At 40.1% G+C, this 14,921-nt stretch carries 12 protein-coding genes; 7 read left to right on the top strand and 5 right to left on the bottom strand.

Features of this window, described 5'->3' with window-relative positions; translation table 11 throughout:
• The first annotated feature begins 453 nt into the window (after positions 1–453).
• From KV40_RS28270 to KV40_RS28260, 3 genes are all read left to right on the top strand, one after another.
• Positions 454–3,522, top strand: coding sequence for a plasmid replication protein, CyRepA1 family (locus tag KV40_RS28270; protein ID WP_036488281.1), 3,069 nt, complete (start codon positions 454–456; stop codon positions 3,520–3,522).
• 154 nt (positions 3,523–3,676) lie between these two features.
• Positions 3,677–5,065: a hypothetical protein gene (locus KV40_RS28265; RefSeq protein WP_036488280.1), complete on the top strand. Its 1,389-nt coding sequence runs from the start codon at positions 3,677–3,679 to the stop codon at positions 5,063–5,065.
• Between the two features lie 13 nt (positions 5,066–5,078).
• Positions 5,079–6,266, top strand: a complete 1,188-nt coding sequence (locus tag KV40_RS28260) for a substrate-binding domain-containing protein (protein ID WP_052056032.1) — start codon at positions 5,079–5,081, stop codon at positions 6,264–6,266.
• On the opposite strand, the gene KV40_RS28255 is transcribed toward KV40_RS28260, so the two are convergent.
• Positions 6,247–8,313, bottom strand: a complete 2,067-nt coding sequence (locus tag KV40_RS28255; RefSeq protein ID WP_172657358.1) for a CHASE2 domain-containing protein — start codon at positions 8,311–8,313, stop codon at positions 6,247–6,249. The genes KV40_RS28260 and KV40_RS28255 overlap by 20 nt on opposite strands.
• Positions 8,314–8,393: 80 nt before the next feature.
• The gene (locus KV40_RS28250) at positions 8,394–9,095 is read right to left on the bottom strand and encodes a DUF928 domain-containing protein (protein ID WP_036488267.1); all 702 of its coding nucleotides are present in this window, start codon (positions 9,093–9,095) and stop codon (positions 8,394–8,396) included.
• Positions 9,096–9,186: 91 nt separating this feature from the next.
• On the opposite strand from KV40_RS28250, the gene KV40_RS28245 reads away from it, so the two are divergent.
• A complete protein-coding gene (locus KV40_RS28245) occupies positions 9,187–11,463 on the top strand; it encodes a CHAT domain-containing protein (RefSeq protein WP_036488265.1) in 2,277 nt (758 codons plus the stop codon).
• A gap of 6 nt (positions 11,464–11,469) precedes the next feature.
• Here the strand turns inward: KV40_RS28245 and KV40_RS28240 are convergent, their stop codons facing one another.
• The 3 genes from KV40_RS28240 to KV40_RS28235 all read right to left on the bottom strand — a co-directional run bounded on the left by KV40_RS28240 (position 11,470) and on the right by KV40_RS28235 (position 12,921).
• Positions 11,470–12,120, bottom strand: coding sequence for a Uma2 family endonuclease (locus KV40_RS28240; protein WP_036488263.1), 651 nt, complete (start codon positions 12,118–12,120; stop codon positions 11,470–11,472).
• 95 nt (positions 12,121–12,215) lie between these two features.
• Positions 12,216–12,518 carry a hypothetical protein gene (locus KV40_RS35390; protein WP_156114227.1) on the bottom strand — a complete coding sequence of 101 codons (303 nt, stop codon included), beginning with the start codon at positions 12,516–12,518 and terminating at the stop codon, positions 12,216–12,218.
• 100 nt (positions 12,519–12,618) lie between these two features.
• On the bottom strand, positions 12,619–12,921 hold the full coding sequence (locus KV40_RS28235; RefSeq protein ID WP_036488260.1) for a hypothetical protein: 303 nt from the start codon (positions 12,919–12,921) through the stop codon (positions 12,619–12,621).
• A 206-nt stretch (positions 12,922–13,127) separates the two neighbouring features.
• Here KV40_RS28235 and KV40_RS28230 point away from each other — a divergent pair, with 206 nt between their 5' ends.
• The 3 genes from KV40_RS28230 to KV40_RS28215 all read left to right on the top strand — a co-directional run bounded on the left by KV40_RS28230 (position 13,128) and on the right by KV40_RS28215 (position 14,635).
• A complete protein-coding gene (locus tag KV40_RS28230; protein WP_216595758.1) occupies positions 13,128–13,337 on the top strand; it encodes a ribbon-helix-helix protein, CopG family in 210 nt (69 codons plus the stop codon).
• 48 nt (positions 13,338–13,385) lie between these two features.
• Positions 13,386–14,165 carry a Rha family transcriptional regulator gene (locus KV40_RS36455; protein WP_052056031.1) on the top strand — a complete coding sequence of 260 codons (780 nt, stop codon included), beginning with the start codon at positions 13,386–13,388 and terminating at the stop codon, positions 14,163–14,165.
• Between the two features lie 149 nt (positions 14,166–14,314).
• Entirely contained in the window at positions 14,315–14,635 is a 321-nt protein-coding gene (locus tag KV40_RS28215) for a hypothetical protein (protein ID WP_156114226.1), read from the top strand.
• The last annotated feature ends 286 nt before the right edge of the window (positions 14,636–14,921 follow it).

Genomic DNA, 14,921 nt, shown 5'->3' with positions numbered 1-14,921 from the left:
AAATTATGTCCTAACTAAATACGAGCTATAAAAAACACTTTCTGGGTTGATTGTATCAACTGCGCGTTCTGTTTGACAAGGTTTGACAGAAAGTTTCTGTTGCAAACAATTACCAGAACCCAGAACTGAACTGCTACAGGCAATTCTCATCGCCTAGCTAGATTAAGAATTATTTAGTTTAGCAGAAGAGGAAAATGCTGTTATTTGCTTGACAACATCGCTCGAACTCAATCAAACCTAATTTTATTAAGCTGACTAAGTCCAAAATTTCGACTGACAATCGAAATTTAAAGCTGTTACAACAAATAAAACAGCAACCTAGAAGATCTTTATTATGACTTAGTGTGCGGTGTATGGAGTAGTGTTTACCGCAAAAAAATCAGGTTTGCTTAAATTCGATAGGTCAAGGAAGTAACAGCCAGAGGAAACCCTACATATTTTCTGGAGTTACGAATGTGTTCGGCGTTATTTAAAATTAAAGAATCTCACTGGAGTGAATGGGTAACTAAATCGAAAGTAGATTCACAACTAACCGCTCTTAGCCTTAAATCTCTAGAAGGATTGGCGGTTTATGACTACCTGTTTATCTCCGACGCGCTACCAAGGCTCAACACTGGTAGGGTCAGTAATACAGAATATCTCAAGTACCAATCTTTAGAATCTGGAGGTTGGTGGTGTAACGGAGTCGATGTCTTAAGCCCCTCACTCGACGAACCCGACGATTGGGGACAGTTAAAGCCAGATTTCCCTAGACGCTGGCTTGAATTTAAAGGCTTTGGCAAACCACCCAAAGAAAAGCTTCTCAAATACGAAGCTCCTCCTAAATACCCAACGGGAATATTTGCCCTACCCGTTCCCCGACATCTATGGGAAGCGATCGCCAAAAAATTTGATGTTCCCCTACCAGAAGACGAAACTACTAGCTTCTGGAAATGGGTCAGGGACAATCCTCAAATTCCCCTAATAGTAACCGAAGGAGCTAAAAAAGCAGGCTGTCTGATTACCGCAGAATATGTAGCAATCGCCCTGCCTGGAGTCTGGAACGGAGTCAGAAAACAGGAGTTTGGCGGACACCAGCTTATTCCCCAGCTAATAGTTTTTGCCTGTAAGGGTAGAGAAATAACTTTTTGCTTCGATAGAGATACAAAACTTAAAACTGTTCAAAACGTCAGTAAAGCGATCGCCGTTACTGGCAGACTACTAGAAAAACAAGGCTGTAAGGTATCTGTAGTAAGTTGGGACTTTCCCGATAAAGGTGTAGACGACCTAATAGCCAATCGTGGTGTTGCTGCTTTCCATGCGGCATATAATGCCCGTATCAGCCTGACTAGTTTCAAGCTGAGGTTAGAGGCATCTTTACAAAATTACGACCCTCTAGTAGTCTTGGAGCAGTATTTAAACCCCAACAAGATAAAAATACCCAACGCTCCCCAACTTATTGGCTTAAAGTCAGCCAAGGGTACCAACAAAACGGGATTTATGGCTATTGCTGCCGTCGAGTCAACCTTAGATAGAGGCGAAAAGGTAATCGTTCTCACCCATCGACAGGCTTTAGAAAAAGAACTAGCCGAACGATTTGGGGTAGATTGCCGTAGCGAAATTAGAACTAGCGAAGTCCGAGGAGCTTTGGGCTATGCCCTCTGCTTTGATTCGCTTCATCCCCACGCCAATCCCTCCTTTGACCCCGACGAATGGCGCGGGGCGACAATTATCATCGACGAAGCCGAACAAGCTATTTGGCATCTGCTCGATAGCTCTACGTGCCAACATAACCGAACGGCGATTATTCAAAGCCTCAAACAGCTTTTGATAACGGCGGTAGGAACGGGAGGTAAAGTCTGGCTAGCCGATGCCGATTTAACTCCAATTGCGATTGAGTACATTCGTGCCTTAATTGGTTTTCCCGTTGAAACCTGGATGCTGGAAAATGAATATCAACCAAGCGAAAGGCGAAAATTAATCGCCTACGACGGTAACGATCCAAGCCGAATGGTAGTCAAACTAGACGGGGCGATAAGACAGGGTAAAAAAGTACTAGTTCACTGTTCGGGGCAAAAGTGGCGGTCGAAGTGGGGGACAAGTAATTTACATTCGCGTTACTGTAAGATGTTCCCTAATAAAAAAATACTGGTCTTAGATCGAGAGACAGTAGCCGACCCCGAACATCCTGCCTACGGCTGTATGGGGCATCTCAACGATACTCTCAAAGATTACGACATCGTTATCTGCTCTCCCGTAATTGAAACGGGAGTTAGTATCGATATCAAAGGACACTTCAACTCGGTCTGGTGCATCGCCTGGGGCAATCAGCCCGTAGATAGTGTCGCTCAGGCGATCGCCAGACTGCGCGATGATGTAATTCGCCATGTCTGGTTCAAAAAGTCGGCTAAGAATATGACGATTGGCAATGGGGCGACTAGCTCTAAAGCTTTAAAATATTCCCAACACAAACTCTCTCAGACGCATTTAATGTGTTTGCGTAGTGCAGATGACGACGAGTTTGAAGAACTATTGACTTATAAACTTACAGACTATCCTTCGGAAGAAGCTTGGGCTAAACGTGCTGCTTTAATTAACGCTGGCAAAATTAACTATCGGGGGACAATTCTCAATAAACTTAAAGAGGAGGGCTACAAAATCAAAGATTTAGCCGAAATAGCAAAACTGGAAGCTAAAGAAAAAGAGGAGCTAAAGGCTAAGGTGCAAGGCTTATCCGATACTTGGCGAAAAGCCGAACTAGAGAAACAGTTAGACGAAACGATGGCATCCGAAGAAAAAACCAAACAAGAAATCAAACAAGCCTCCGACTATCAAAGTCAGATTCGACAGGAGAACCATAGAGTGTACTGTGAAGAAGTAGCGGCTGTAGAAACTCCTGATGATACCGAACTAGAACATCTCAAACAAAAACGGGCTAAAACTAAAATCGAACGGCTCAAAGAGCGGAATGGTAGTTTAGCCAAGAGCTACGAAGTAGCAGTAACAGCGAAACTGGTAGAGCGAGACGATAATGCTTGGTACTCTCAGCTACGGCTAAACTATTATTTTACCGTTGGACGCAAGCATCTTCTAGAACGCGATCGCCGTTCGCTTAAGTCGCTAGCAGGTGAAAACCAAAAAGCATTTACCCCTGACATTAATAAACGGTTAATCGCCACGCAAATTAGAGCGATGGAAATCTTAGGGATTGAGCAGTTTCTCAACCCCGACCGCGAATTTTGCAGGAGGAATCTAGAGGAGTTTGAGCAACGATGTAAAGCGATGCGCTGGGAGATTAAAAGTATCCTGGGTGTGGGCATTAACGACCGCGATTGTGGAGTTCGTATCGCCAATAGAATTCTCAGAAAAATGAATAGGCAATTAGTTTTTGTCAAGACGAGAGGCGGTCGAGACGATAAACAGCGAATGTACAAACTCGAACCATTAGCACCAGACGACAATCGCGAGTCGATCTTTGCCAGGTGGCTAGAGCGAGATTGTGCTATTGCCGAACAGGAAGCCTCGGTTCGCACCAAAGTCTAAATAATATCTACTCATTTTCTAGTTGGCACCCCAGTCTAAAATCTATTTATCTAGTGATTTATTTTGACAAAATCTGTACAATTACTTTAGAGCAAAAGTTTCACTACAGAATTTTGTCAGGAAAATTAAATTTTTATCTTAAAGATAATTAATTATGGTCAAAACCGATCTTATTTCAGGTTCGCAGACCAAAGATAAAGTAATTTCTTTTCTCGAATCAGAATTAACAATTATAAATCAGAAGTTAGGTAAAGCAGATTTAGTTGCTCTGCTTCAAGAGATGAATCCAGAAGTAGTAGCATTGGATTTAGCTTCAACTCAAGCTCAAGCTAATGACGATCTTGAAATTTTAACTCAAAACTTTTCTCAGATAAAAATTTTGGCAATAAACGCCCCTAACAAAGCGATGATGCTTAAAGCTATAGAACAAGGGGCTAGTGCATGTACGAATGCTGAAATTTCTTACGACGAAATGAAGTTAGTGCTTCAAACTTTGCATCAAGAATGCGTCTTAGTAGATTCAAAAAGGTTAGAACCCTATTTTATAGTCATTCCCAAATCGAAGATCGCACCAAAGGTAGAAAAGTGGCAGTTTGGTACGGGAATCGAGCTAATCAATTATTGGCGTTCCGAACCCTGTCCCTATGCCCTGTCTATCGAAACTTTTTTACGCGAGATAGGTGTAGACAACTTTGTCATCTATTTAAAAAAGGGCAGAAGTAAATTTACAATTGTCAAAGAGTTAGAAAGGATAACTGAAAGTCTTTGTCAGGATAATAGACACGGTAGCCTTGGCAAAAAACTCGAACATACTGAAAAATCTCTAGCAAAATGGTTTTTCAATCCAGAAAAGTATACCGACGAAAACTGCTTACCTAACTGCTGTTTGGCGGTTGTTCGCTCTAATGCACGTCAGATTAGAAAGTTATCGGTTGTTAAAATCCAAAAATTATTCAAGTTGTGGGATAGAGCAGGTTCTTACACTCTATCTCAATGGTCGAACAAAACTATATCTAGCCTGAAAAAGTGGGAAATAAATTTCGAGCAAACGCGCCAACAAGCTATTAATCGACTATATCTTAGTAAGACCGCCTATCAAAACCTTTCTAATAAGCTAAAAAAAGACGAAGCAGAGCAAGATTTTGAATCGGCTATTAGAGCATTGATGCTTCAATACAAAGATTTAATTCGAGCGGAGGTTTTGGGAGCGGCAAGTCAAATTGCAGGCGAACTGATAGAAGAACTATGTATTTATAGAAAACAAGTATTAACAACGGATACGCTTTTATTCTCTTTTCAAAAAGCTCTCCAAAATAAACTCGATACCATAGCAAACGATCCCACTTTACCAGAAGTATATTGGACTGAAGCAGAGCTAAAGCGACTGGATATTCCTTCAATTCGAGCGAACTTCGAGAAATCTTTAGGCAAACCGCTCAATCAATGGGGCAGTTTGCCTAAAGAAAAACATGAGACAATTAATAAAAAAATTCTCGATCGATCTCGTAAATTAAGTTTAAAACTTATTCTGGAACGATATTAAAGTCAAACTTTTCATGCGTAACACTACAAAGGTTCATCAAAAATGTTTCAATCCCAATTGCTTATTTGAAGGCAATCCACCCGATGCCAAGCGATGTTTGTTGTGTCGGACATCTTTAAATTCTTCTACCCAACAACAGCAGGCGAAACTAAATTTTTTAAAAACTTATAAAGAGTCACTACAATTTTGGTTTAAAAATTTAAAGTCGGCTAAAGCGAGAATGCCAATGGTTCTGGCTGCTTTAGTTATAGTTGCTACAGGAGTTTGGGTAGCTCGGTTTTCATTTAATAAATCCCAACCAAATTTATCCGAATCGAGTTCGATAGAGACAAACATCGTATCGTATCGACAACTAAAAGATGTAGTTAATGTACCTTCTGGAACATTTAGCTACGGAGGTTCGATTTGCTTCGCCGCCCTTCAAAGAGAGGGAATGAACGAAGCAATCGAGCGCGTTCATCCTCAGTTTAAACTTAGCTATAGAGAACCACTAGGGAATCCTGGCTGCGCTACCGGGATTGGAATGCTGATAGACAAAGAGTTGAGCTTTGCCCAACACGCAAAGCCTTTAACTGAAGAAGAATACCAACGCGCTCGTTTGGCAGGATTTAACTTAGAAGCAACTCCAATTGCGCTCGATGGCATTGTTTTTTATACGCATAAATCTTTGGATATCAAGTCTCTCAGTCTCAAACAGCTAAGAGACATTTTTTCGGGAAAGATAGACAATTGGCAGCAAGTCGGCGGAGAAAATATGCCAATTACCACAGTTAGCTTAGATCCCAAAGTCGATGAAGTTTTACCACTGCTAAAAGAGAAAACAGGTGATTTTACACTAGATGCCGAAACGAAGATCGTAAGAGACTATACCAGCGCAATCCGAGAAGTGGCTGGAGATCCTGGAGCAATTTCTTATGCTTCGAGTGCAATTTTAAAAGGTCAGCAATCGATTCAACCTCTATCGCTACTTCGAGATGAAAATACCATTCCCGTAGCGGCTTTACTAAACGATGGTAGCGTCAATTTGCAGGCTTTTCATCGCCAAAATTATCCGCTGACCAGACCATTGTTTGTGGTTATTCGTAAAGATGGGACCATACACGAAAAGGCAGGAATAGCCTATATTAATTTTCTGGCTTCTCAAGAAGGACAAAAGATATTAGAAAAAGCTGGATTTTATCCTATGTATTTAGCTGAATAATAAACTTACTTCCTTGTCCGTGTTGGCTCTTGACTTTTATTTCGCCATTATGTCTGTAAAGTATAGTTCTAGCTAGAGCTAGCCCCATTCCCTGTCCTTTTCTTGTAGAGGCGTTAAAAGATTTAAATGGCAAAAATATCTGTTCTATTATTGAATCGGGTATTCCAATTCCATTATCCGAAATACAAAATTCTATTTTTCTTCTTGTTTTGCGAGTTTGAACTTTGATAACACCCTGATGTTTTGGCGTTTTGTTAATACGCTCGTAAATAGCTCGAAAAGCGTTATCGATTAAATTTTCAATAATTCGCTCGAAAGCTGCTTTATTTACGGTTACTTGAAGATTTTCTTCTTCGTAATCTTCTAGAAGCTTGCAATGGCAGTTATACTCTAGTGATTTAAGTTTAAAAATTCTTTTAACCGTTTCTCTAATTAACTGGTTTAAATCTAGCGATACTTTTCTAAATACTTCTTCTGAGTAAGCCACACTGAAATATTCTTGAGAGCTATTGCGAAGATGTTTAATTTGTAAACTTTGTGCATAAACGCTTTCTAAAAGTTTTCTAAGATTGGTAAGCGGAGGTTGACCTAGCTGGCGTTCGATATTTTCTAATTCTTCAATAAAGCCAAAATCATCATAATTGGTTCGCGCATTATCTAAGTGTTGGCAAAGCTCCAGTCCGAACTCAGCATTTCCTTCAATCGAGCTTAGGGGATTTTTAATAGAATGATTGAGATCTTTAAGTAAAAGTCTAAAATCTTTATTTGCAGCTTTGATTTTGTTGATATAGATCGACAAACTAATTGTCAGTGGGGTTGCCAAAGCTCCTAAAATAGCAGGAACGATTGGAATCCAGTATCCTTCGGAAAATGCTAAAAGCGCGAATACTACCAAACCGCAAATGATGACGAGCGCACCAGTGGTAGTAATCAAAATAATTTTTCCAGGACGAGCGACGCGATTTTTTTTGGCAATAAAAGCAGTTCCCACTACTGCTGCGATCGCTAAAATCCATTCACTCCATTCGGGGATCGTCTTAATTAACGCTCTGCCATCTAGTGCGGCACTGATAATGCTACTGGCTATTTGAGCGTGAATTTCAACACCATTAGTTGTAATCGAATCTGAGTTCCAACGATTGATAGGAAGATAGTGTTTATCCGCTCCAGATGCCGAAACATTACCAATTAAAACAATTTTATCTTTAAAAATATCGGGTGGAACCAATCCCGTAGCTACTTCAGAGACGAATACTCTCTCAAAGCGCGAGTTTCCCGTTCGCCAGTTGACTGGTATTAAAGTTCCCGATTCTTTTTCGATATAGCTACCATCCAACTTTTTTAGAGGCTCTAAAGTTATTTCAACCCCAGTTTTGCTGTTAAATATCTTAAGTGCATTACTTCTAGTTTTGTCAGCCTCAAACCCTTCGTCCGCTAAATATTGAAATCCCAAAACCACTCCCAAAGATGGAATGCTAGCGGGATTTCCCGCTTCATCTTCTAAAGGATGAATGTAAGCCCGTCTAATCGTACCGTCCGAATCGCGGAGCAAATCGGCGGCTGCCGTTCGTTCTCTGTCTTTCAAAATCTTTGATGGATTGATAATCGGCGGAATAACCGTTTCAATTCCTACCAAATTGGGAGTCGAGCGAAACGAATTTTGAAGATTGTTGTAGGCTTTTTCGTTTTCTTCATCTGTCAGTTGCCTGGAAGGAACGGGGACATCCCTAAACAAGTCCAAGCCGATGATACGGGGTTGTTGTTGGTTGATTTTTTCCAAAACCACCGACAGGGTATTATCAGACATAGTGCCTTCTTCTGCCATCTGCAAGTCTTCTTCATCCCAGGCGACTATGACGATCCGTTCGTCTTTTGGTTCAGCAGAACGAAGAAAAAAAAGTAAATCGTATGCCTTTAGTTCCAATGGCTGCAACAACCCCAACCCTCGCAAAACTGCTAGAGACAAAATGATACCTATTGAAGTAAGTACTACTTCTTTGGTTTCAACGGGTGTTTTTCGGATGAAGCTTTTAAACCGTTTACGCACCGCTAGTCTATTATTAATTTTCAAAATCATTATACTTTAAAACGCTTAATATAAGCGTCAATTAGATCTTTTTATAAGAACTAGGGAGAAGCTGTTTGCTTCGATACAAAAATGTTGGCATCAGTTAATAACTGCTGTAAATATTTAGTTGACGATCCCTTACGAGAGCGATTGGCAAGACTGATAGCATCGTACCAAACGCTATTGCTAAGATAAATTCTTACTTTCTCTAGCTCGGAATCGGCGTTTTGAAGTTCGCGTTCGAGATTTACCGATGGTGGAATGTACTCGACAGAAGATCTCAAAACCGACCAAAAACTTTCTTTATTATTGGCACACGGAACGGCAACGTGCCATAAGTAAATTTGTTCTGGCTTTAATTCTATAGCTTTTGGTAATGCTATTTCATAATATCCTTGCTTTTCTACGGATATCGATTTTTCTACTAGCGTTTTTCCCGCATCTGGATCTACTAAAGTAAATTCTACTGGAATGTTTGAAGTAGTTTTAGCGTAAAATAAAAAAGATGGACGAGCAGTCGTCGTTTGGTGAGCTACTTCTTCTGCTGGAACCAATAAAGTTAGAGAATCTTTTTCTTCAGGGAAAGGATTTTGACAATCAGAACGCGATCCTCCCGATGTATTTCTGGTTTGATCTACTCGTTTGGCATCGGGTGAAGAGGTGTAGCCTCCTAACAGATTGTTTGCTGTAGTAGGAGCAATAGCAGTACAGCACAGTAATAAACCAATAGTTAAGTTCGACAGAAATTTTAATCGAAACATAGCTTTATTTATTTTTAAGAAATACTCGATCTAAGATGGCTAAAAGCGCAATAGCCTCAAGGTATAGCAAAATTCTACAACATAATTTCTCATGGGAACAAATTATATTGTTAACAACTTTAAAATTCTGGTTTTGGTGGTGTTTTCAATGCTGTTCGCCATTCCTTCGGGCAGAACGGAAGAAAACGTATCTTCTAGAACCAAGAATGAAGCCGAACACCAAGCAGATTTAGGAGCCTATCACTGGCAACACGGTGATGCACATCAGGCGATTGCAGCTTGGAAAAAAGAAGCGGAAATTTATCGCCAACAAAAGCTAGAACGACAAGAAGCTGAAACTGTCCTGAAGATCGCTCAAAGTTACACGAGTTTGGGACAGTCAGATCTGGCAATTTTTTTGTTGGAGAAGCTGATTGCTAATGACAAAATAACTCCCTCAATCCGAGCTTCTGCCTGGGAAAAATTAGGGAATGCCTACACTAAAAATGGCGAATTTACTAAAGCCGAAGATGCTTATAAAACAAGTCTCGGTGCAAACGTATCTCTATCAAGTTTAAACAATTTAGTACTTTTGCTGAAAAAGCAGTATTCTCGCGCTCAATTGCAAGCGGACAGTTCCAGAAAAGAGGAAGCAGGTAAGTATAAAAATAAAGCCGAAAATTATCATTATCAAGCCTTAAAATATGCTCGTAAAGCTCTTTCTATCGCTCAAAACCAACAATCTTCTTCTGCGGTTCGGGCTTTAATCGAGTGGGGTCAACTATCCCCAACCAAGTTATCTTCAGACCAGATCGCAAGAGGGAGAGCTATGCTGGATAATTTGCCACCGTCGAGAACTAAAGTTTTTTTGGCAATTAATTGGGCAAAGCTCGATTCCAATAGAGCTACGTACTGGCTCGAACGAGCTAGAAAGATAGCTCGAACACTCGGAGATGCCAGAGCAGAAAGCTTCGCTCTGCTAGAATTAGGTGTGCTTGCCGAACGCTCTGGCAATCTATCAAAAGCACTCGAATACGCCCAAATTGCTCAACTTGAGGCACAGTCAGAATTTTCCTATGATAGTCTCTATCCCGCTCAATGGTTAGCAGCTAGAATCTATCGAAAAAGGGGCGCAAAAGCATCAGCAATTTCTAACTATCGCGAAGCAATAGCCTCATTAGATGTTTTAAATAGTAGTTCTGACAACATCAATTTAGAGCAAAGATTGGACTTTGAAAGTCAAGTCGAACCACTTTATAGAGAGATGCTAGAGATGCTACTTACTCCCGCTTCTCAAAAATCCGAGCTAATTGAAGCCCTATCAATCTTTGATAAATTACGATTGGCGCAACTACAAAATTACTTTGGCGATAAATGTTTTGAAATTGAGGAAGAAAGTTTGACGAAAAAAGATGTTCTTTCTTCAAATGCCGTATTGTTTAATTCAATTATACTTAACGAGCGAACCCATTTGATTCTAGAATTACCTGACGGTACGCTGCACCATCAGGTAGTTAACTCAGACAAAGCCGAAATAGATAAAATGGCTACTGAGTGGTATGAAAGCTTACAAGAAACAAATACCTATCGATTTAAGCGGCAGTCACAAAAATTTTACAATCTTCTAGTACGTCCTTTCGAGTCGCAACTAGCATCTGTCAATCCCGCCATGACAATTTTTATTCATGATGGAATACTACGTAATTTACCAATGGCGGCACTTCATGATGGACAAAAGTATTTCGCTCAAAAATGGATAAGTATTTCTTCAGTCGGACTAAATTTTAACTCGGCAACCGCCAATGAAAAAAATTTAGAGGCGATCGCTTTTGGTTTGAGTGAAAAAAAAGCTGGCTGGTCGAGACTGGTTAATGTCTCGGACGAACTAGACAGCGTTACCCGCATTGTTGGCGGGAAAGAAATTCTCAACCAAGATTTCACCGCTACTAATTTTGCTGAGAAATTGAAACAGGAAGAATACTCTATCGTACATTTAGCCTCACACGGTTATTTTGGTGGTATTGCCGAAAATTCTTTTATTCTCGCTTACGATAAACCTATATCTGCTTTAGAACTCGAAACTTCTCTTTCTCAAAGTCAAGAAAAAATTGCCTTGTTGGTTTTAAGTGCTTGCGAAACGGCAATTTCAAGCGATCGCTCCGCTTTGGGTTTGGCAGGAGTGGGTCTGAGAAGCGGCGTAGACTCGGTTTTAGGTAGCTTTTGGCAAGTACGAGACGCAGAACAAACCGAACTGATGGAATCATTTTACTCTTATTTCCAAAAAGCAGATTTTAATCGAGCTAAAGCACTTCAAAACACTCAAGTAGAATTAATTGAGCGACAAGCGCATCCTTCAAGTTGGGCGGCTTTAAACCTTATTGGAAGTTGACACTTTCTATTCCCAAACTTTCGTTAGGTCGAGCTTTAAGCCTGGTAGCAATTTCGTAGCTGTCATAAAGCTAGGTGAATAGATTATGTCTGGAGATTTTTGCTCGTACACCGTAGAAAACGAATAAACCTCTACAATTTTTTGGTTTGGTTCGATTAGCCAACCAAGCTTGACTTCGTTTTCAATGTATTCAATCATCTTATTTTGTAAGTCTTCATAACGCTGATTTTTTTCTCTTGGTGCGCGTTCCTTGGCTGACGAAACGTCAGCAGGGTCGCACCGCAGATCGCTCGGAGAGACTAATTCGATGACAAAATCGGGGGCGATAGGGGGAAAGCCGTCTTGCTCTTTTTTAGTCAGCCGATTCCAGCGATCTAGACTTATCCAGCTTGCATCGGGGCTTCTTCTAGCACCATTGGGGAGGATAAACATAGTTGAAGAATCAAATACTTCCCCAGTACCATCGGCTTCCGACCATTTTTCTAATTGATAGATTAATTTGCTATTTTTCTTACCTGCGGTTCCACCTGTAGGTGGCATAATGATTAGTTCTCCTTGGGCAGTAAGTTCCATGCGGTTTTCTTGTTCGTAACTAGCCAGTAGCTCGAACTGCTCGGTTGTTAGTTTAAATTTGGGAGGAACGTTAATTGAAAGCATGACTAATACTACTTCGATTTAACTTTTAGCTATAAGCTCTATTTTATCTGGAGACAAAACTCAAGTGCGATCGCTCTTCCGAACCAAATATCAAGCTAGTGATTCTTAAACTTACGTCGAGTTCTACATCTAGGTCTAGATGAAGCTATAGAGGTAAGAATAGCATCAGTCTCAGTTCCTGGTAGAAGCCGAACGGAAAAGAGTAATAGATAACGGCAACTAGTATCCAGATGCGGAACCATGCCTAGAACTGCGTTTTCAATCTCTTTAATTTCTGTAGACGGAAAATAATTATCTTGAGAGTCATGATAAATAGTTATGGTTGGAAGGGTTTCAAAATCGATGTCAGGATTTTGAATAGTTCTGATTTCTACCGCCAAAAGCTGTGGTTGTGTCATGACGAGGTTTTTAAATGTATTAACAATGAAGTGCAGGGTATGTTGAGGAAAAAAGCGATAAGCCAGTTTTTGATTGCTTATCGCTTAACAAATTTTTGCTTTATTCGTACACTTCTTGACATGTTCTGGTAATCAATTGCTGCGCTTCGGTTTCAGTTCTACAGAAAGTTTTTTGGTGACTATAGTTATGAGAGAAAGGTTTGACCAGAAAGCCTTCATCAGTTTGGCAAAAGATGCCAATTAAGCTCATTCCATACCACACGCTATAATGCTTAGTTCCAAAATCTTCGTCGGAGTCAATTTCAATTGGAAAGTCTAGGACGGTAGGAATATTACAGAATCTAAGGAAATCTTCTGTGTGTTTTTGCTCGAATGACAAGGCATCGAAATCTTGTTGTATCATAGTTCTTGATTATCTATAAGTTACAAGAGGCGATCGCTTTTTGTTTTAAGATTTTGCACTACTTTTATTAACTTTTGGGCTTGCGGATAAGTGCTTTCCGTTTCCTTATGTTTATTATATACACATATACACACATACACAAGTAAGTGTTACTATTTTCTAAGAAGATGTAAGTATATGGAGATATACACATGAGGACACTGACAATGCCTAAAGACAACAGGGTTTCTCCTGGTAGTTGGGGCGAATCCAAACAAAGAACAAATATTATGCTTACCCCAACTGCTATCGAGAAAGTAGATGCAGTAGCTGAAGCAATGGGACTTACGAGATCGGAAGTTATAGAAAGGTTAATTCGTACCCCTTGTCTCGATCTAAAAGTTTTACAAGAAATACAAGGAGATGGAGACGAATGAATAGTTCTCGAAGTATTAATAACTTTATAGTTTTTATTTACAAAGCATATGTCTAATTTGTTAGTGCAAAATAAGAATCATATTTTGGTAATTGATTCGCGCCTAATAGCTGAATCGTTGGAAATTAAACACAAAAACTTTTTGGCTACTATTGATAAGTATCAAGACCGTATTGAATCTTTTTTTGGAGCTATAGCGTTTGAAACGCGAGAGTTTAAAACCAAGCAGGGCAACCGTTCTAGCGAGCGTTGTGCTTGGCTAACAGAAGACCAGGCAACTTTTTTGATGACTCTTTCAAGAAATAGCGAACGGGTTGTTCAGTGTAAATTAGAACTAGTCAAAGCTTTTTCCCAAGCAAAACAAATAATCAAAGAGGTAATCCCATTTCAAACAACTGAGATAGAAAAACTTAAGCTAGAGCTAGAGGTTGCTAAAGCGCAACAAGGGGCGGCAGTAGCTCAACAACAGCTGTTAGCAGCTTCTCAAGCTTTAGCGATTATCAATCCAGCTTTGCCAGCTTTAGTTCTAGGTAAAGCCGATGCAGTATTAACCAAAACCGAGATTGTCGAGAAAACCGTTCTAGTTAATTCTAGTGGTAGGGCGGTCGCTTCCTACCAGGGCATCTCTAAAACTAAGCTGGCAAAACGATACGGTATGAAGAAAGCAGCAGATGTTGTTATTTGGCTAAAGTCAGTTGGCAAGGAAGATTTATTAGAGTCGGGATTGACAGCGACTCCCTGTCAATATGTACCGATTGAATATTTAACCGAACTAGATGCGCTCTGGGCAAGCAGATCTGGTTCGCGTCAGATCTTGCTTGGGGAGTAAAAAGACAAGTGCAATATCTGTATTTCAAAAGTAACAATTATATTTTAAATTCTGTTGGCTATTTTGTGCGATCGTTAGAAGAAGAGCGAACAGGTATAACTTCTCGAACAACTTCTCGCTTTACTATTTACTTTTATCCGCTAACTAAAATGATTTCAATTGTCTCGGTTCGCGATGAGTTATCGCAACATGACGACTATATATCAGCCGTAAAATTGTCATTGATACTTGAGGCTTCGGTAATGGAGGTCAGACAACGATTAAATGAGCTTGGCAAGTGCGTTGTTTGTAACGACCGTGATGAATGGAGATTAGTGGGCAGTCTGGTTCAAAAACTAGAACTATCGCCATTGTCTCCATTAGAAATAGAAGAAAGAGACAAGCTGGAAAATACCCTAACGCAAGCCTTTTTTACTGCGGGTCAGGCTCTCAAACTACTACTGCTCTGTCAAGACACAAATGAGAGTTAAATTTATTCTCCGCGTCTCCCCTTCCGCAGTCTCCACGTCATCCTTTACCCGTCAATGTTGTTGTGAAAGTCTGTAGAACAATTTTAGCCAAATCCATTTAGAGCAATAGCTTTAAAGGCAATCGCCAACACTTGTAAATGTATTTAGCGATTGCCCTCATTGAGAAATATCAACTAGAAACAAATAAATAGGCAATTAAAAGTCTGAACTGAGATAAAATTTTAGCAAATTACGCTTGCTAAACTAAATATTCGCGCATTCGTAAAAATGCTGCGATAATAAATTT

Source organism: Myxosarcina sp. GI1 (assembly GCF_000756305.1).
Lineage (GTDB): Bacteria > Cyanobacteriota > Cyanobacteriia > Cyanobacteriales > Xenococcaceae > Myxosarcina.
Note: the sequence above shows the minus strand (reverse complement) of the source record. Positions and strands in the feature narration are given on the sequence as shown.